This window comes from Lelliottia sp. 7254-16, assembly GCF_002922995.1.
Classification (GTDB): Bacteria; Pseudomonadota; Gammaproteobacteria; order Enterobacterales; family Enterobacteriaceae; genus Enterobacter; species Enterobacter jeotgali.
The window spans coordinates 197689-216909 of record NZ_PQVS01000006.1 but is presented as its reverse complement, the minus strand read 5'-3'; the positions used below and the strand labels follow the sequence as shown (position 1 = coordinate 216909).

Below are 19221 nucleotides of genomic sequence, written 5' to 3'. Positions count from 1 at the left end.
ACGGAATTAGAAATCTTCTTTGGTTTCTTCAACATCAGCAGCATCTACAACGAAGTCAGGTTTTGAATCCTGATTGCTGAGAAGCAGTTCACGCACTTTCTTCTCAATTTCTTTCGCTGCAGCTGGGTTTTCTTTCAGCCAGGAAATAGCGTTCGCTTTACCCTGACCAATTTTGTCGCCGTTGTAGCTGTACCAGGCGCCTGCTTTTTCAATCAACTTCTCTTTCACGCCGAGGTCAACCAGCTCGCCGAAGAAGTTGATGCCTTCACCGTAGAGGATCTGGAATTCAGCCTGTTTGAACGGTGCGGCAATTTTATTCTTCACAACCTTCACGCGGGTTTCGCTACCGATGACATTATCGCCGTCTTTCACTGCGCCGATGCGACGGATATCCAGACGAACAGAAGCGTAGAACTTCAGTGCGTTACCGCCGGTGGTGGTTTCCGGGTTACCGAACATCACACCAATCTTCATACGGATCTGGTTGATGAAAATGAGAAGAGTATTAGATTGTTTCAGGTTACCAGCCAGCTTACGCATCGCCTGGCTCATCATACGTGCCGCGAGGCCCATGTGAGAGTCACCGATTTCGCCTTCGATTTCCGCTTTTGGCGTCAGCGCCGCAACGGAGTCGACCACGAGAACGTCTACCGCACCTGAACGCGCCAGCGCGTCACAGATTTCCAGCGCCTGCTCACCGGTATCTGGCTGAGAACACAGGAGGTTGTCGATATCGACACCCAGTTTACGGGCATAGACAGGGTCCAGCGCGTGTTCAGCGTCGATGAACGCACAGGTTTTACCTTCACGCTGTGCGGCAGCAATCACCTGCAGCGTCAGAGTCGTTTTACCAGAGGATTCCGGCCCGTAGATTTCTACGATACGGCCCATTGGCAGACCGCCTGCACCCAACGCGATATCCAAAGAAAGCGAACCGGTGGAGATGGTTTCCACATCCATGGAACGGTCTTCACCCAGGCGCATGATGGAGCCTTTACCAAATTGCTTTTCAATCTGGCCGAGTGCTGCCGCCAACGCTTTCTGTTTGTTTTCGTCGATAGCCATTATTACTCCTGTCATACCGGGGAACTGCGCCGGATAGTGAATTCTGTTCTGTTGATGCGATTATACTGTATGGTCATACAGTATCAAGTGTTTTGTAGAAATTGTTGCCAGAGCGTTTTTAACGCATATTCCGTCGCCTGTCGGCGCACGCTTTCGCGGCCACCGCTGAAGCATTCGCGGAAGGTGACGCCCTGCCCCTGTGAGGTCGCAAAACCAAACCAGACGGTACCGACCGGTTTAACATCGCTGCCGCCATCCGGCCCGGCGATTCCGCTGATGGCGATCGCGTAATCTGCGCGCGCGGCTTTGAGCGCGCCTATCGCCATCTCCACCACCACCGGCTCACTGACCGCGCCGTGCTGTTCGAGTGTCGATTCACGTACGCCAATCATCTGCGCTTTGGCTTCGTTACTGTACGTCACAAAACTGCGCTCGAACCAGGCGGAGCTCCCCGCAATGTCCGTTATCACTTTTGCCACCCAGCCGCCGGTGCAGGATTCGGCCGTCGTTAAGGTCGCGCCGCGCTGCTTTAACGCCAGCCCGACAACTTCGCTCAGCTGCATCAATTCATGGTCAGTCATCATCGCTTTAGGCTCCTGAAAAACATGCAGGACAAGATAGCACTTTCTCATGGGATATGGGGATGAGGTTCCGGTTTTACGAGGAGGCTTCAGAAAAAAGCCGACGCGGGCGCATCGGCTTTAAAAGAGGATTATTTCATGCTGTCGGCGAGGGTATTTACGTTGTGGCGAAAGGCTTTCACGTAGGTGTCCGCGACACCGCCTTTAGCGGAGAGCGCTTCGGGATAGAGTTCACCACCCGGCTGCGCGCCCGTCGCACTGGCAATTTGCTTCACCAGTCGCGGATCGAGCTGGTTTTCCATAAACCAGCTTTTGACGCCATCGGCCTTAATCTGGTTGATAATTTCAGCCACCTGCGCGGCGCTGGCCTCGCTCTCGGATGACAGCCCTTGCGGCGCCATAAAAGTCACGCCGTAGGCACGGCTGAAATAGCCGAAGGCGTCATGGCTGGTGAGCACTTTGCGTTTCTCCTGCGGGATAGAACTGAAGCGCGATTTCGCCCAGCCGTCGAGCTGTGTCAGCTGTGCAATATAAGGTTTGCCCGTGGCCTCCAGCGCTGCTTTCTCTTGCGGGTCAGCCTTGACCAGCCCCGCCAGAATATTTTGCGCATACAGGGCACCATTGCCGGCGCTGTTCCAGGCGTGCGGATCGGTGACAGTTTTCCCGTCTTCCTCCAGGGTATGGGTTTTGACTCCGGCTGATGCCACCACCAGCGTGCCTTTAAAGCCCGAGGCTTTCACCAGGCGATCCAGCCACCCTTCCAGCCCGAGTCCGTTCACCACCACCACATCCGCTTTACTTAATGCGGCGCTGTCTTTTGGCGACGGCTCAAAGGTATGCGGATCGCCGTCCGGCCCCACCAGCGTGGTGACCTTCACATGGTCGCCGCCAACCTCTTGCGTGATATCGCCCAGAATAGAAAAACTGGTTACCACGTTCAGCGTTTTCGCCAGCGCACCCTGTGACATCAGCCCCAGCGCGAACGCCATCATTATTCCTGTCTTTTTCATCATTTCCCCTTGCGTTAAAAAAGCGCACGCAGCCTGCTGCGCGAGCCACATAAAACCGAAATAAAGAACCACACGCTGGCGGTCAGCACGATCGAAGGCCCGGCAGGCAGGCTTGCCGCCCAGGAGAGGCTCAATCCGAGCCAGGCACAAAACACGCCGCTGATGCCTGCCATTAACAGTAATCCCGGTAAGGTGCGCATCCAGCAGCGGGCAGCCACCGCGGGCAGCATCATCAGCCCTACCGCCATCAGCGTGCCGAGCACCTGGAACCCGGCGACCAGGTTCAGCACCAACAATGACAAGAACAAACCGTGCAGCACTGCGGGTAGCCTGCGCGCATTGACCTGCAACCACGCGGTATCAAAGGCCTCCGTGACCAGCCCTCGGTAAAAAAGCGCCAGCATCATTAAGGTCAGGCCGCACACGCCCGCTACGAATAGCGCCGCGTCGTTATCGACCGCCAGAATAGAGCCAAAAAGCAGATGCAACAGATCGACATTCGACCCGCGCAGGGAAACCAGCGTAACCCCCAACGCCAGCGAGCCCAGATACAACCCGGCGAAACTGGCATCCTCTTTCAGGGGCGTGCGTCGACTGACTAACCCCGCCACCAGCGCCACGACGATCCCGGCGATAAATCCGCCAATACTCATCGCCAGCAACGACATTCCGCTGACCAGATATCCCACCGCTACACCGGGTAAAATGGCGTGGGAGAGCGCATCGCCCATCAGGCTCATGCGTCTGAGCAGTAAGAAAACGCCGAGCACTGTGGTGCTGACGGAGAGCGCCAGGCATACCACCAGCGCGCGGCGCATAAAGCCGTATTCGATGAACGGCTGGAAGAAAATATGCCAGATCATGCGACTCTCACCCGCTCCGTGCCCCAATGAGGCGTCGCCGTATCGAGACGTAATGTCTGCGGGAAATGGCGCGATACGCGTTCGCTGTCGTGCAACACCGCCAGCACCGTCTGCCCGTTCAAATACATATCCAGCATTAATTCCATCAGCACATTACAGGTGGTTTCATCGACGCCGGTAAAAGGCTCGTCCAGCATCACCAGCGGCGCATTCTGCACCAGCACTCGCGCGAACAGCATGCGCTGAAACTGGCCGCCAGAAAGCTCGTCAATGGTGGAGTTCGCCAGGGATTCCAGACCGACGCGTTCAAGCGCTTCAGCGATCCTCAGCCGGGTTTCGCGACGATACGCCGCCAGCAGGGAAATTTTCGGCCAGCAGCCCATGCTCACTACGTCATGCACGGTCAACGGAAATTGCGCTTCAAGGGAGTGACGCTGCGCCAGCCAGCCGATCGTCGGGCGTTTTTCACGCCAGCGAAATTTCCCGCTGACCGGTGGAATAAACCCCGCCAGGGTTTTGAGCAGCGTCGATTTTCCGCAGCCGTTGGCCCCAATAATCGCCGTCATGCTGCCGCGTTCAATGATGCCATTTAGCGCCTGAGTCACCGGCTGGCGGTCATAGCCCGCCACCAGGTTTTGCAGTTCAATCATGGAAGAACCACCGCCCAGCGCACCGCCAGGCCAATGAGCACAATCAGAATGGCCGCCAGCCACAGGCGGTTGAGTGCGGAAAGAGAAAAGAGAGACATCGTTGCACCACTGATAAATGTTATAACATAACAATAATCAAATGCAATGCGGATGTAAACGCGAATCAAAAAATGGGAGTGTGGCGAAATGTTTCTGTCGGAGGAAATTGCCGGGTAGCGGCTACGCCTTACCCGGCCTACGTTCGCGGATTTTTGTAGGCCGGGCAAGCGCAGCGCCGCCCGGCAAACTCAACGTAAACTACTGACTAAACGGTGAAGTCCCCGGAACGCGCGCCAGCGAGACCGCCTGACCAAGCTGCCACACCGCCATCGCGTAATGCGTGCTGTGGTTATAACGAGTGATGGTGTAGAAGTTCGGCAGACCGTACCAGTACTGATAGCCGGTGCCGATATCCAGACGCAGCAGGCTGGCGGTCTGATGATTGCCCAACGGCTGCATCGGCGTTAAACCTGCCGCCGCCAGCTGCGACACGCTGTAGTTGGTTTTGAAGCCATTCTCCAGCCCTGGTGCCTGGCCGTTCGCCTGCACCGCCACCGGATCGCCCTTCACCCAGCCGTGCGCTTTAAAGTAGTTCGCCACGCTACCGATGGCATCCACCGGGTCCCACAGGTTAATGTGCCCGTCGCCGTTAAAGTCGACAGCGTACTCTTTATAGGAGGACGGCATAAACTGGCCGTAGCCCATCGCGCCCGCAAAGGAGCCTTTCAGATCCAGCGGATCGTCTTGTTCGTTACGCGCCATCAGCAGGAAGGTTTCCAGCTCAGACTGGAAATATTCCGCACGACGTGGATAGTTAAAGGAGAGCGTCGCCAGCGCATCCAGAATGCGGGTTTTGCCCATCACGCGGCCCCAGCGGGTTTCGACACCGATAATCCCGACGATAATTTCAGGCGGCACACCATAAACCTGCCATGCGCGCGTCAGCGCATCTTCATACTGATTCCAGAACGCCACGCCGTTTTGCACATTATCCGGGGTGATGAACTGTTTGCGATAGCGCAGCCACGCCCCGTTTGGCCCAGTCGGCACCTGCGCAGTCGGCGCCTGGCGGTCCATCAGACGCAGCACGTAGTCCAGACGTTTCGCCTGAGACAGAATCTCGTGCAGCTGCTGTTTGTTAAAACCATGTTTGTTCACCATCTTATCGATGAACTGCTCGGCGACCGCGTTATTAGCAAAATCACCGCCCATCTGCATCATGTTGTGCTGCGGCTCAAGAAGAAAACCACCCGAAGGGGTGCCAGCCGTCTGTTGAACTTCCTCTGTTTTCGGTTTGCTGCTACAGGCAGCAAGCATAATCAGCGCGGGTAAGAGCGCTGCGTAACGACGCTTGACCATGAGACATCCATTTAAACGAATTCGATAAGTGGCAAGTATGGTAAAGCATCCCCAATGCCTCAAGGAAGCGGTTCAGACGAAGGGGAGTCAATCTTTCAACTTCCAGGGCCAAAACCTGCCCTCTCCCACCCGTAAAATCACTCAAACCGCAAACAATCTTTCAAATTAATACATTTTTCTTTCATTGTGAGATCCAAATAACACTTTAAAACCTTTCAAAGTGATTATTATTAGTGCCAGCCAGACAAGAACAAAAAATCCACAGGAGAGAAGAATGATAGAAATCATTACCCATGGTGCTGAATGGTTTATCGGGTTGTTCCAGAAAGGCGGAGAAGTATTTACCGGTATGGTGACCGGTATTCTTCCGTTACTGATCAGCCTGCTGGTGATCATGAATGCCCTGATCAACTTCATCGGACAGCATCGCATCGAACGTTTCGCGCAACGCTGCGCCGGTAATCCGGTATCACGCTACCTGCTGCTGCCCTGCATCGGCACCTTTGTGTTCTGCAACCCAATGACCCTGAGTCTGGGCCGTTTCATGCCCGAAAAGTACAAGCCCAGCTATTACGCCGCGGCCTCTTACAGCTGCCATTCGATGAACGGTCTGTTCCCACACATCAATCCCGGTGAGCTGTTTGTCTATCTCGGTATCGCCAGCGGCTTAACCACGCTCGGCCTGCCACTGGGGCCCCTGGCGGTGAGTTACCTGCTGGTGGGACTGGTGACTAACTTCTTCCGCGGCTGGGTGACCGATCTGACGACCGCCATCTTTGAAAAAAAAATGGGGATTCAGCTTGAACAGAACGTGCAACTTTCAGGAGCCACAGCATGACCCGTATTCGTATTGAAAAAGGAGCCGGCGGATGGGGCGGCCCGCTTGAGCTCGATGCCGTAGCAGGAAAGAAAATTGTCTATATCACCGCAGGGACTCGCCCGGCGATCGTCGACAAACTGAGCGCACTCACCGGCTGGGAAGCGGTGGATGGTTTTAAAGAGGGTGAACCGGCTGAGGCAGAAATTGGCGTGGCGGTGATCGACTGCGGCGGTACCTTACGCTGCGGAATTTACCCGAAACGACGCATTCCGACCGTTAACATCCACTCCACCGGTAAATCAGGACCACTGGCACAGCATATCGTTGAAGAGATTTATGTTTCCGGTGTTAAAGAAGAGAACATTCGTCTTATAGAGGACGCGGGGGCTACCGCCACCACGGTGGCCATAACACCACCGAAGTCTGAACCCCGTGATTACGACAGCAGTAAAAAGATTACCGAGCAGAGCGACGGTCTGCTGGCAAAAGTGGGGATGGGAATGGGCTCCGCCGTGGCTGTGTTGTTCCAGTCCGGACGCGACACCATCGATACGGTGCTGAAAACCATTTTACCTTTTATGGCATTCGTCTCAGCGCTGATCGGCATCATCATGGCCTCCGGTCTGGGTGACTGGATAGCTCACGGTCTGGCCCCGCTCGCCAGCCATCCACTGGGACTCGTGACGCTAGCGCTGATCTGCTCGTTCCCGTTGCTGTCCCCTTTCCTCGGTCCCGGCGCTGTCATCGCGCAGGTGATAGGTGTCCTGATTGGCGTGCAGATTGGCCTCGGCAATATTCCTCCGCATCTTGCCCTGCCGGCGCTGTTCGCCATTAATGCGCAGGCCGCATGTGACTTCATTCCGGTCGGGCTTTCTCTTGCCGAAGCGCGCCAGGACACCGTGCGCGTGGGCGTCCCTTCCGTGCTGGTCAGCCGCTTCCTGACCGGGGCCCCAACGGTGCTGATTGCCTGGTTTGTTTCCGGATTTATTTATCAATAAGAGGTTCCTGTGATGACCGTGATTTACCAGACCACCATTGTCCGTATCGGCCAGAGCGCGCCTGACGCGCTCGACGACAACATGCTGATCACCTTTCGCGAAGGCGCACCGGCGGATATCGAAGAGTTCTGCTTTATCCACTGCCACGGCGAACTGAATGGCGAGCTCAAACCTGGCGGCCAGCTGGAATTAGGCGAGACGCGCTATGTCGTGACCGCCGTGGGCGACGTTGCCGGGCAAAATCTTCGTGAACTGGGTCATATCACCCTGCGATTTGATGGCCAACCGCAGGCGGAATACCCCGGCACAGTACATGTCGACGGACCTGTTCCGCAGGCCATCGTCCCCGGCTGCACTTTGAAGTTTGTTGCGTAATTTAAGGAGAAAGAGATGAATCAGGTTGCCGTTGTCATTGGTGGTGGACAAACCTTAGGAGAGTTTCTCTGCCGTGGGCTTGCCGCCGCAGGTTACCGCGTTGCCGTCGTGGATATTCAAAGCGAAAAAGCCGCCCGCGTCGCCAGCGCGATTAATCAGGAATACGGTGAAAGCGTCGCCTGGGGGTTTGGCGCTGACGCCACCAGCGAGCAAAGCGTTATGGCCCTCGCCCGCGGCGTGGACGAGATATTTGGTCGTACCGATCTGCTGGTCTACAGCGCCGGTATCGCCAAGGCCGCATTTATCAGCGACTTTGAGTTGGGGGACTTTGACCGCTCATTGCAGGTCAATCTGGTGGGCTATTTCCTCTGCGCCCGTGAGTTCTCCCGCCTGATGATCCGTGATGGTGTTGAAGGGCGAATCATTCAGATCAACTCAAAATCAGGCAAAGTGGGGAGTAAACATAACTCCGGTTACAGCGCCGCGAAATTTGGCGGCGTAGGGCTGACGCAATCCCTGGCCCTGGACCTGGCTGAATACGGCATTACCGTGCATTCGCTGATGCTCGGCAATCTGCTGCAATCGCCCATGTTCCAGTCCCTGCTGCCGCAATACGCTACCAAGCTTGGCATCCAGGCCGACGAGGTGGAGCAGTACTACATCGATAAAGTTCCGCTCAAACGCGGATGCGACTATCAGGACGTGCTGAACATGCTGCTGTTTTATGCCAGCCCGAAAGCGTCATATTGCACCGGGCAGTCAATTAATATCACCGGCGGGCAGGTCATGTTCTGAGTCTCTTCCCCGGTAGTGCGGTGCTACCGGGCCGACACACCCCAGAGCCGGATCAGGCGTAGTCGCCCTCCGGCAAACAAGGAGCCAATATGGTCACAGCACTGATCACCGTCGCGGTAATTGCCTGGATCTGCCAGCTGGCGTTAGGCGGCTGGCAAATCCACCAGTTCAATCGCGCATTTAACGCCCTCTGTCAGCAAGGACGCGTCGGCGTCGGGCGCTCAGGCGGACGCTTCAAACCCCGCGTGGTGATCGCCGTCGCGCTGGACGATCAACACCGGGTCTGCGATACCTTGATCATGCGTGGTTTGACCGTTTTTGCCCGGCCGGCGAAAATCCCGGCAATTAACGGTCTGTTCTTACAAGAATTAGAGCCTGATGTGATCTTTCCCCATGATTCACTCTGTCAGAATGCACTATCATTAGCGCTTAATCTGAAACATGGATAATTTCGTTGTGAACGGTATAAGCTTGCGAAATTATCATTTCGCAACTTAAGGAATACAGCGCCCATGAAACCACGTCAGCGGCAGGCGGCCATTCTCGAGCATCTGCAAAAGCAAGGAAAATGCTCGGTTGAAGAACTGGCCCACTACTTTGACACCACTGGCACGACGATACGCAAGGACCTGGTATTACTCGAAAACGCCGGCACCGTCATTCGCACCTATGGCGGAGTAGTGCTTAATAAAGACGAAGCCGACCCGCCTATCGATCATAAAACGCTGATCAACACCCAGCAGAAAGCGTTAATTGCTGAAGCAGCGGTTTCATTTATCCATGACGGCGACTCAATCATCCTGGATGCCGGGAGCACGGTTCTGCAGATGATCCCGATGCTCAGCCGCTTCAATAACATCACAGTGATGACCAACAGCCTGCATATCGTCAACGCCCTGTCCGAGTTCGACAGCGAACAAACCATTCTGATGCCGGGCGGTACCTTTCGTAAAAAATCCGCTTCGTTTCACGGCCAACTGGCAGAGAACGCCTTCGAGCACTTCAGCTTCGATAAACTGTTTATGGGGACCGACGGTATCGACCTGAACGCGGGTGTCACCACGTTCAACGAGGTGTTCAGCGTCAGCAAAGCCATGTGTAATGCCGCACGCGAAGTGATCCTGATGGCCGATTCGTCAAAATTTGGTCGTAAAAGCCCCAACATTGTCTGTAGCCTTGAAAGTGTCGATAAGCTGATTACCGACGCAGGCATCGAGCCAGCGTTCCGAACCGCGCTGGAAGAGAAAGGAATCAAAGTCATTGTTACCGGAGAAAAAGATGAGTGATTTTCTGCTAAACACAGGCCGTCAGACGTTAATGCTGGAGCTTCAGGAAGCCAGCCGACTGCCGGAAAGGCTGGGCGAGGATTTTGTTCGCGCGGCCAATACCATCATCCACTGCGAAGGCAAAGTGATTGTCGCGGGCATTGGCAAATCCGGCCATATCGGCAAAAAAATTGCTGCCACGCTCGCCAGCACCGGCACGCCTGCGTTCTTTGTCCATCCAGCTGAAGCGCTGCATGGCGATTTGGGGATGATTGAAAGCCGCGACGTGATGCTGTTTATCTCCTATTCCGGCTCGGCGAAAGAGCTGGATTTAATCATTCCCCGCCTGCAAGAAAAATCGGTCGCTCTGCTGGCGATGACCGGGAAATCACGCTCTCCGCTGGCATTGGCCGCCAAAGCCACGCTGGATATTTCCGTGGAACGCGAAGCCTGCCCGATGCATCTCGCCCCCACGTCCAGCACCGTTAACACCCTGATGATGGGCGATGCGCTGGCGATGGCGGTGATGCAGGCGCGCGGCTTTAACGAAGAAGATTTTGCCCGTTCACATCCGGCGGGCGCGTTGGGTGCACGTTTGCTGAATAAAGTGCATCATCTGATGCGCACCGACGACGCCATCCCGCAGGTGAAACTCACCACCAACGTGATGGACGCGATGCTTGAACTGAGCCGCACCGGGCTGGGATTAGTTGCGGTGTGCGATGAAAACGGTCTGGTCAAAGGAGTCTTTACCGACGGCGACCTGCGACGCTGGCTGGTCGGCGGCGGTAAACTGGAAGCAGTGGTCAGCGATGCCATGACCAGCGGCGGCCTGACGCTCAACGCCGAAAGCCGCGCCGTCGAAGCCAAAGAAATCCTGATGAAACGTAAAATCACCGCCGCGCCGGTGGTGGACGACAGCGGCAAGCTGTGCGGTGCGATCAACCTGCAGGATTTCTACCAGGCCGGAATTATCTAACCTTTCAGCCCCAGACGTTTCGCCAGCCGATGCAGGTTGGCGACGTCTGTCTCCAGCGCCCGCGCGCAGGCCGCCCAGCTGCGGTTATTCTGCTCCAGCGTGCGGGTAATCATCTGACGCTGAAACTCTTCCGTCGCCTCTCGCAAATTTTCATTAAGGATGACGGGCGCTTCCGCCAATGCAACGGGAACAGCATCATCACGCAGGGAAAAATGCCGGGCGTGGATCACCACTTCATCGCCAGTCCGCGTGGCTCGCGCAAGGACCACCGCACGATGAATGGCATGTTCCAGCTCACGCACATTCCCCGGCCAGCCGTAGCTCAACAGATGGTTACGCGCGCCGGGGCTGAGCACCACGCGGGAAAGTCCCATTTTTAACCGACACTGCTCGCAAAAATAGCCAGCCAGCAAGACCACATCTTCACCGCGCTCACGCAGCGGCGGCACGGAAAGCGGAAACACGCTTAAGCGATGGAACAAATCGGCGCGAAAATTCCCGGCCAGCACCTCTTCGCGCAGGTCACGGTTCGTCGCCGCCAGCACACGGACATCCACCCGCAGGCTGCGGTCATCACCGACGCGCTGAATATCGCCGTACTGCAACACGCGCAGCAGCTTAGCCTGCAACGCCTGCGACAATTCACCGATTTCATCGAGGAAAAGCGTGCCGTTGTCGGCCATTTCAAACTTGCCGCTGCGGTTGCTGATGGCTCCCGTAAACGCCCCTTTCACATGACCGAACAGCTCGCTTTCCGCCACACTTTCCGGCAGCGCGGCACAGTTCAGATAGACCAGCGGATTGATCGCGCGTGGCGAACCTTCGTGGATCGCCTTCGCCACCAGCTCTTTCCCGGTGCCGGTTTCCCCGCTGATTAAGACGTTCAGATCGGACGCCGCAACGATGTCGATCTCCTTTTTAAGCTGCGTCATACCCGGCGACAGGCCGATCATTTCCGTATGCGCCACCTGCTCAAACACCGCCGGACTGCCCGGCAAAATATTCTGACTCTCCAGCTGTTCAATCAGCAGCGCATTGTTCAGCGCCCCGGCGGCCAGGGCGGCAATCAGGCGCAATTCTTCATCGCTAAAAGTATCGAACTGGTCTGGCAGGAGTCCGTCGAGGGTCAGCGCACCAATCAGATTTTGCCCGGCAAACAGCGGCAGGCCGATGCAGGCGTGAACCTTCAGACTCTCCTGGCCGGGAATTAAGCCATCGTAGGGGTCGGGCAAGTCGCTATCAGCAGGAAAGCGCACCACGTCACCCGCGCGGGCGATAGTCTCCAGGCGTGGATGGCCCTCAAGCGTAAATCGCCGCCCCAGCACGTCCTGTGCCAGCCCGTCGATCGCCAGTGGAATGAACTGCCGACCTTCGTAGCGCAGCAGCGCCGAAGCGTCGCAATCCAGTACGTGACGCAGCGTGGAAATCAGCCGCTGGAAGCGGTCCTGATGGCCCACACCGGCCTGTAATTCAATGGCGATCTTCGCCAGCACCTCTACGGAAAAGCTCATTTTCGCCTCACGGTCATTTTGACAATGCATACTGTCATATTGACGATAAACTGCATAGTCATTTCGACTACCCATTGCGAGTGAGTTTTTATAAAACCATTTAAATTAATAATTTAAAAAACTGGCACGCAACTTGATATAGCCAAACCATCTTATTGAAAAACACCGTCTTAATTTGAGGTTGCTATGTCTATTCTGGTTAAAAATAACATTCATTGGGTTGGCCAACGTGACTGGGAAGTGCGTGATTTTCACGGGACCGAATACAAAACGCTGCGCGGCAGCAGCTATAACAGCTATCTGATCCGTGAAGGCAAAAACGTGCTGATCGATACCGTCGATCACAAATTCAGCCGCGAGTTCGTGCAGAACCTGCGCAGCGAAATCGATCTGAATGACATTGATTACATCGTGATTAACCACGCGGAAGAGGACCACGCGGGCGCGCTGACCGAGCTGATGTCTTATATTCCCAACACGCCAATCTACTGCACCACCAACGCCATCGATTCGATTAACGGCCACCACCATCATCCAGAGTGGAATTTCCACACCGTCAAAACCGGTGATGCGCTGGACATTGGCAACGGCAAGCAGCTGATCTTTGTTGAAACCCCGATGCTGCACTGGCCCGACAGCATGATGACCTACATGACCGGCGACGCGGTGCTGTTCAGTAACGACGCCTTCGGCCAGCACTACTGCGACGAACGTCTGTTTAACGATGAAGTGGATCAGACCGAGCTGTTCGAACAGTGCCAGCGCTACTACGCCAACATCCTGACCCCGTTCAGCCGCCTGGTGACACCAAAAATCACCGAAATCCTTGGCTTCAATCTGCCGGTCGATATGATTGCCACCTCGCACGGCGTGGTCTGGCGTGAAAACCCAACCCAAATCGTGGAGCTGTATCTGAAATGGGCGGCAGATTATCAGGAAGATCGCATTACGCTGTTCTACGACACGATGTCCAACAACACCCGCATGATGGCGGACGCCATTGCCCAGGGCATCAACGAAGTCGACCCGAACGTGGCGGTGAAAATCTTCAACGTGGCGCGCAGCGATAAGAATGAAATCCTGACCAACGTTTTCCGCTCGAAAGGCGTGCTGGTCGGCACCTCCACCATGAATAATGTGATGATGCCGAAAATCGCCGGTCTGGTCGAAGAGATGACTGGCCTGCGTTTTCGCAACAAACGCGCCAGCGCCTTTGGCTCCCACGGCTGGAGCGGCGGCGCGGTGGATCGTCTCTCCACCCGTCTACAGGATGCCGGTTTTGAGATGTCGATGAGCCTGAAAGCGAAATGGCGTCCGGACATCGACGCCCTGGAGATTTGCCGTCAGCACGGCCGCGATATCGCACGCCAGTGGGCGCTCGCTCCACTGCCGGAAGCGGCACCAAAAGCACCGGAACAGAAAGACGATTGCGCCTGCGCTGCGGCAGCAGCAGCCGATCTCGGCCCTTGCATGCAGTGCAGTGTCTGCCAGTGGATTTACGATCCTTCTCTCGGCGAGCCTTTGCAGGATGTCGCACCGGGCACCCCGTGGCGCGACGTACCGGACAACTTCCTGTGCCCGGAATGTTCCCTCGGTAAAGACGTCTTCGATGAACTGGCCGCGGAGGCAAAATGAACCACGGAATTGTGATCATCGGCTCGGGCTTTGCCGCCCGCCAGCTGGTGAAAAATATTCGTAAGCAAGACGCGAACGTCCCGCTGACAGTGATCGCCGCAGACAGCATGGACGAGTACAACAAGCCTGATTTAAGCCATGTCATCAGCCAGAATCAGCGTGCAGACGACCTTACCCGCCAGACGGCGGGGGAGTTCGCTGAACAGTTTAACCTGCGACTTTTTCCGCATACGTGGGTCACGGATATCGACGCCAGCGCCCATGTAGTGAAGGGCAAAGACCAGCAGTGGCAGTACGACAAACTGGTGCTGGCGACGGGGGCGTCTGCCTTTGTGCCTCCCGTTGAAGGCCGCGAGCTGATGCTAACGTTGAACAGCCAGCAGGAGTATCAGGCCAGCGAAACCACGCTTCGCGACGCGCAGCGGGTCATGATTGTTGGCGGCGGTCTGATTGGCACCGAACTGGCGATGGATTTTTGTCGCGCCGGGAAAGCGGTCACCCTGGTCGATCACGCCGCCAGCATTCTCTCAGCCCTGATGCCCGCAGAAGTGAGCAGTCGCTTACAGCATCGGTTAACGGAAATGGGCGTGCATTTGCTGCTGAAATCTCAGCTCCAGAGCCTGATGAAAATCGATAATGGCATTCGCGCCACGCTGGGTAGCAACCGCAGCGTTGAGGTCGATGTGGTGATCGCAGCGACGGGCCTGCGCCCGGAAACTGCGCTGGCGCATCGTGCCGGAGCGGAGATCAACCGCGGCGTGAAGGTGGATAGCTATCTGCAAACCACTCAGCCCGACGTTTACGCTCTCGGCGACTGTGCAGAAATCAACGGCCAGGTCCTGCCGTTCCTGCAACCGATTCAGATAAGCGCGATGTATCTGGCGAAAAATCTGTTAGGTGCAAGCGCACCGCTAAAACTGCCTGCGATGCTGGTGAAAATCAAAACGCCAGAACTGCCGCTGCATCTCGCAGGAGAGACTCAGCGACAGGATTTAAACTGGCAAATGATGATTGAACCACAGGGCATGGTTGCGAAAGGTGCCGACACTGACGGTCAACTTCGCGCTTTTGTGGTTAGCGAAGATCGGATGAAGGAGGCTTTCGCCCTGCTGAAGTCGCTGCCCGTTTAACCCTCAAACCTCTGCCACGCTGACTTAACCTTTGGATTTTATGATCCACAGCCCCGGTGTCCCGGGGCTTTTTTTTACGCATTCTGTGCACGAGATAAATACAAATAAGATAAATCACGACTGTCAGTCCCTTGTCTATTATTTATTTGAATATAAAGGACAAGGTGAATTAAATATTTACGCGCGCTATTTATCCACCCCGAACCATATATAATTTTTATTATTGATAAAGAGATTATCGGACGTAATTTAATTGTAACGCATAATAAAAAGCAATTTATGTTTAGATTATTTTTTTAAATACTGATTTGTGCCATCCGACACCGCCAGCGCGTCGTAACCGCGCCAGCGGTAGTTGAGCATTGAGACCAGCCAGCAGGCGATAAACAGGCCCACCACCACAAATCCGGCATCGCCGAGATTGTCATTAATAGCAGCCACTGCGTTCCATATCCCGCCGCGTAATTCAAACTTATCCATCACCAGGCCCATTGCTTCCAGCCCGCCAATAAATAATGCAACCACTACCGACGTACCGGTAATCGTCATGTTGTAATAAAGCTTGCGCTGCGGTTTATTAAATGCCCAGCCGTATGCGCCAATCATCAGTAAATTATCAAGCGTATCCACCAGCGCCATTCCGCTCGCAAACAGTGCCGGGAAGATCATAATCGCCCACACCGACATACCGTTTGATGCGCTGGCGGCAGAAATGCCCAGCACGCCAATTTCGGTGGCGGTATCAAACCCGAGGCCAAACAAAAATCCCACCAGATACATCTGCCAGCTTTTGCTGACCAGACGGAACGTCGCACCAAATAACCAGCTCATCACGCCGCCCTGCACGGCAGGTTCAGCGTTTATCGACTGACCTTTTTTCAAGGCCTGAAAACTGCGCCACACGCCGCTCAGGATAACCATATTGACCAGCGCCATCGCCAGTAAAAAGGTCGCGGAAACCGCCATACCAATCAGACCACCGGTCTCGTGAAACCAGCCCATGTTCTTTTGAAATGCACTCGCGGTGGCAGCAATCGCCACCGAGGCCAGCACCACAATGGTTGAGTGGCCCAGCGAAAACCATGCGCCCACGCCGGATGGCCGTTTGCCCTGCTGCATCATTTTGCGCGTGACCGTATCAATCGCCGCAATATGATCCGCATCGACCGCGTGGCGCAACCCGTAACACCACGCCAGCAGACTGGCCGCCATCAGCGTGGTACTGTCGCTAAAAGTGTGCCAGGCCCAGACCCACGCCAGCACGTTGACCGCCAGCAGAATCATGAGTAAAGGTTCGTTACGCACCCATCGTTGCATATCAGTTCCTGTGTGCAGAATGTCGGGCCGCAGCGACCACTGCCTGCCCAAATGAGATTGCCCCATCGCCCGCAGGCAATTTTTCCGGGAAAAGGAGCGTATAACCTGAAAGATAACGTTGCAGCCGCGATCTGAGCAGCCGGTTGTGCAGCACGCCGCCGCTGAAGCAGAGTGTCGAAATGCCTAAGCGCCGGGCGTGATACATCAGCAGATTAGCCAACCCTTTTGCCAGCGCGTCATGGAATATCCACGCGCGTTCGCCGGGCGTCGCCTGCCAGTCGAACCACTGACGCCAGAATGTGGACATATCGTCCACCGCCAGCGTGACCGGATGATTCACGCCAGCGCATGTCGCGGCGAGCGCCTCAAGCTGGCAGGCGGCTTCACCTTCGTAGCGTTGTCTGTCGGGCGCAATACCGAGCGCACAGGCAACGGCGTCAAACAATCGCCCGCAGGAGGAAGCCCGCGGGGCGTTAATCCCTCGTTCCATTGCCGTCGCCAGCAGTCGCCAATTTTGCGCCTGCACGGCGCGCGTTTCCGGTCGGGACTGCCAGTCCGGAATAAACGCCAGAGACTGGGCGAGCAGATTACGCCACGGTTCGATAGCCGCCAGATCGCCGCCCGGCAGCACCACTGCGGGCAATCCGCCGAGGTGTTCGCACTCACGATAGTTCACACGTAAGCACTCACCGCCCCACAGCGCACCGTTTTCACCCATTCCGATTCCGTCGAGTGTGAGGGCAACCACATCACCGCCGTCCAGCGGCCAACCGTTTTCCGCCAGACATGCCGCGGCGTGAGCATGGTGATGGAGCACCGTTTCTTTCGGCAACGCCAGCGCATCGGCCCATTGAGCAGAACGGTAGCCCGGATGGGCATCACACACCACGCGTTCCGGTAGAAAATCATACATTTGCTGAATGACGGCCAGCGCCTCGCGCCACTGATGCTCGACCCCGTCGTCACTGAGATCGCCAAAATGCTGACTCAGCACAGCCTGCCCGCCGCGCACCAGGCAGAAGGTGTTTTTCATCTCCGCGCCGAGGCACAGCATCGGCGGAATATCATGAAATCCTTCAGGCAGTGGGATGGCGTCAGGGACAAAACCCCGCGCGCGGCGCAGCATCGCGCCGTGCGCGTCGATCACCGAATCATCCATACGCTGCAAAATATCGCGGTTGTGCAGCAAAAATCCGTCGGCTATCTCGCGTAGCTCATCCAGCGCCTGTTCGTTGCTGATCACCGGCGGTTTACCGCTCAGATTTCCGGAGGTCATCACCAGCGGGCGAGCGCAGTCGTCCATCAGCAAATGTTGCAGCGGATTGGACGCCAGCATTACGCCGATGCAATCCAGGCCTGGCGCAATCCCATCGGGCAACGGGGGTAAATCGCTTTTCGCGATCAGCACAATCGGCGCAGCGGGGGAAAGTAAGCGCTCCCGAACATCGACAGGCAAATCACCGACATGAGGCAGCATCACCGCCAGCGGTTTACCCGGACGATGTTTACGCTCACGCAGCCGCGCCACCGCTACATCATTACTGGCATCGCAGGCCAGATGAAAACCGCCGAGGCCTTTTATCGCCACAATCCCGCCGCTTTTCAGCATCGCAACCGCAGCCGTTAACGCTGAATCACGCGTTTGTAGATCGTCACCCGCACGCCATTCAAGCTGCGGCCCACAGTCAGGGCAAGCCACCGGCTGGGCGTGAAAACGGCGATCCGCCGGATTGCGGTATTCGCTCTCACACGGAGAGCAAAGCGGGAAGTTGGCCATCGCCGTAGCGGGCCGGTCGTAGGGCATCGCGCGAATGATGGTAAAACGCGGGCCGCAGTGGGTGCAGTTGATAAAAGGATAGCGATAGCGGCGCTCACGCGGATCGCGCATCTCCGCCAGACAGGCCGGACAGGTCGCGGCATCCGGCACGATTTGGGTCGCCATTGCACCGCCCGCGCTGTGGCGGATGGTGAAACTCGCAGGATTTTGCGACCAGGCAAATGCCTGCATTTCTACGCTGTCGATACGCGCCAGCGGTGGGCAGTTCAGCAACAGCTGTTGTTGAAATGCCGTCGCATCGCCCGCCAGACGCACCAGCACGCCTTCGCCGTCGTTACAGACATCACCGCGAAGACCCAGCTGATTCGCCAACTGCCAGACAAAGGGGCGGAAACCCACCCCCTGTACCTTGCCGCGCACCCGTAGCTGCACGCCGTTGCCAGTCATCGTGGCTTAAAACAGCATTGATGAAGAGGTGTCGAACGCCGCGCGACGGCGCTTCTCGGCGCTCATCTGTTCGAGTTTATTACGATCGATGCAGACCAGGGCGTGCGTCGGACAGGCTTCAATGCACGCCGGGCCGCTTTCACGGTGGTTGCACAGGTCGCATTTGTTAGCTTCCGCTTTGTCGGCCCGCACGCTGAGACCCGCGCCGCTATTGCGCACAACCGGGCGTACCACCACTTCCATCGCGCCATACGGACAGGCCACCACGCAGGTTTTGCAGCCGATACAGCGCTCCTGCATCACCTGCACAAAGCCATTTTCGCGATTGATCGCCCCGTTTGGACAGACGTTGGCGCAGGGTGCATCTTCGCACTGGCGGCAGATAGCTGCCGTTGAGATGTTCACGCCTTTGATAACGTGAATGCGCGGCAGGAAAGATTCGGGGGTCAGGGACGCACAATCCTGCTGCGCCTGATGAGACACAACGCAAGCCACTTCGCAGGTACGACAGCCAATACATTTACTGGCATCGGCCATAATAAAACGGTTCATCTGCTTCTCCAGCATTAAGTTATGCGGCGAAACATACATAAAACGTGCCACAT

19 protein-coding genes are annotated in these 19221 nt (G+C 56.2%); 9 read left to right on the top strand and 10 right to left on the bottom strand.

Annotated features, from left to right (window positions below):
- Positions 1-6: 6 nt before the first annotated feature.
- The 6 genes from recA to mltB all read right to left on the bottom strand — a co-directional run bounded on the left by recA (position 7) and on the right by mltB (position 5567).
- Complete coding sequence (gene recA, locus C3708_RS11105; RefSeq protein WP_095283036.1) at positions 7-1065, bottom strand: recombinase RecA; 1059 nt, start codon at positions 1063-1065, stop codon at positions 7-9.
- Between the two features lie 83 nt (positions 1066-1148).
- Positions 1149-1646 (bottom strand): nicotinamide-nucleotide amidase, encoded by a 498-nt coding sequence (gene pncC, locus C3708_RS11100; protein ID WP_103949281.1) that lies wholly within the window; start codon positions 1644-1646, stop codon positions 1149-1151.
- A gap of 131 nt (positions 1647-1777) precedes the next feature.
- Entirely contained in the window at positions 1778-2656 is an 879-nt protein-coding gene (locus C3708_RS11095) for a metal ABC transporter substrate-binding protein (protein WP_103949270.1), read from the bottom strand.
- Positions 2657-2670: 14 nt separating this feature from the next.
- On the bottom strand, positions 2671-3519 hold the full coding sequence (locus C3708_RS11090; RefSeq protein WP_103946536.1) for a metal ABC transporter permease: 849 nt from the start codon (positions 3517-3519) through the stop codon (positions 2671-2673).
- Positions 3516-4169 carry a metal ABC transporter ATP-binding protein gene (locus C3708_RS11085; protein WP_103949269.1) on the bottom strand — a complete coding sequence of 218 codons (654 nt, stop codon included), beginning with the start codon at positions 4167-4169 and terminating at the stop codon, positions 3516-3518. Before C3708_RS11085 ends, C3708_RS11090 begins: the two co-directional genes overlap by 4 nt.
- 297 nt (positions 4170-4466) lie before the next feature.
- Entirely contained in the window at positions 4467-5567 is a 1101-nt protein-coding gene (mltB, locus tag C3708_RS11080; RefSeq protein ID WP_103949268.1) for a lytic murein transglycosylase B, read from the bottom strand.
- A 274-nt stretch (positions 5568-5841) separates the two neighbouring features.
- Here mltB and srlA point away from each other — a divergent pair, with 274 nt between their 5' ends.
- The 7 genes from srlA (at position 5842) to gutQ (ending at position 10799) form a co-directional block, all read left to right on the top strand.
- The gene (gene srlA, locus C3708_RS11075; RefSeq protein ID WP_095283041.1) at positions 5842-6405 is read left to right on the top strand and encodes a PTS glucitol/sorbitol transporter subunit IIC; all 564 of its coding nucleotides are present in this window, start codon (positions 5842-5844) and stop codon (positions 6403-6405) included.
- Positions 6402-7385 carry a PTS glucitol/sorbitol transporter subunit IIB gene (locus tag C3708_RS11070; RefSeq protein WP_103946538.1) on the top strand — a complete coding sequence of 328 codons (984 nt, stop codon included), beginning with the start codon at positions 6402-6404 and terminating at the stop codon, positions 7383-7385. Before srlA ends, C3708_RS11070 begins: the two co-directional genes overlap by 4 nt.
- A gap of 12 nt (positions 7386-7397) precedes the next feature.
- Entirely contained in the window at positions 7398-7760 is a 363-nt protein-coding gene (gene srlB, locus C3708_RS11065) for a PTS glucitol/sorbitol transporter subunit IIA (RefSeq protein WP_103946539.1), read from the top strand.
- 15 nt (positions 7761-7775) lie between these two features.
- Positions 7776-8555: a sorbitol-6-phosphate dehydrogenase gene (gene srlD, locus C3708_RS11060; protein ID WP_103949267.1), complete on the top strand. Its 780-nt coding sequence runs from the start codon at positions 7776-7778 to the stop codon at positions 8553-8555.
- An 89-nt stretch (positions 8556-8644) separates the two neighbouring features.
- On the top strand, positions 8645-9004 hold the full coding sequence (gutM, locus tag C3708_RS11055) for a transcriptional regulator GutM (RefSeq protein ID WP_095283046.1): 360 nt from the start codon (positions 8645-8647) through the stop codon (positions 9002-9004).
- 63 nt (positions 9005-9067) lie between these two features.
- Entirely contained in the window at positions 9068-9841 is a 774-nt protein-coding gene (locus tag C3708_RS11050) for a DNA-binding transcriptional repressor (protein ID WP_095283048.1), read from the top strand.
- Complete coding sequence (gene gutQ, locus C3708_RS11045; RefSeq protein ID WP_103949266.1) at positions 9834-10799, top strand: arabinose-5-phosphate isomerase GutQ; 966 nt, start codon at positions 9834-9836, stop codon at positions 10797-10799. Before C3708_RS11050 ends, gutQ begins: the two co-directional genes overlap by 8 nt.
- Here gutQ and norR read toward each other — a convergent pair.
- A complete protein-coding gene (gene norR / locus C3708_RS11040) occupies positions 10796-12310 on the bottom strand; it encodes a nitric oxide reductase transcriptional regulator NorR (protein ID WP_103949265.1) in 1515 nt (504 codons plus the stop codon). The genes gutQ and norR overlap by 4 nt on opposite strands.
- A gap of 186 nt (positions 12311-12496) precedes the next feature.
- Between norR and norV the strand changes: the two genes are divergently transcribed.
- Positions 12497-13945, top strand: coding sequence for an anaerobic nitric oxide reductase flavorubredoxin (gene norV, locus C3708_RS11035; protein WP_095283053.1), 1449 nt, complete (start codon positions 12497-12499; stop codon positions 13943-13945).
- Positions 13942-15075: an NADH:flavorubredoxin reductase NorW gene (gene norW, locus C3708_RS11030; RefSeq protein ID WP_103949264.1), complete on the top strand. Its 1134-nt coding sequence runs from the start codon at positions 13942-13944 to the stop codon at positions 15073-15075. The genes norV and norW overlap by 4 nt, the downstream gene beginning before the upstream one ends.
- A 288-nt stretch (positions 15076-15363) precedes the next feature.
- Here norW and C3708_RS11025 read toward each other — a convergent pair whose 3' ends face one another.
- From C3708_RS11025 to hydN, 3 genes are read right to left on the bottom strand one after another with little or no spacing between them, the layout of a single operon-like run.
- Entirely contained in the window at positions 15364-16392 is a 1029-nt protein-coding gene (locus C3708_RS11025) for a HoxN/HupN/NixA family nickel/cobalt transporter (RefSeq protein WP_103949263.1), read from the bottom strand.
- Between the two features lies 1 nt (position 16393).
- Entirely contained in the window at positions 16394-18616 is a 2223-nt protein-coding gene (gene hypF, locus C3708_RS11020; RefSeq protein WP_103949262.1) for a carbamoyltransferase HypF, read from the bottom strand.
- Between the two features lie 6 nt (positions 18617-18622).
- Positions 18623-19168, bottom strand: a complete 546-nt coding sequence (gene hydN, locus C3708_RS11015) for an electron transport protein HydN (protein WP_095284358.1) — start codon at positions 19166-19168, stop codon at positions 18623-18625.
- Positions 19169-19221: the final 53 nt, after the last annotated feature.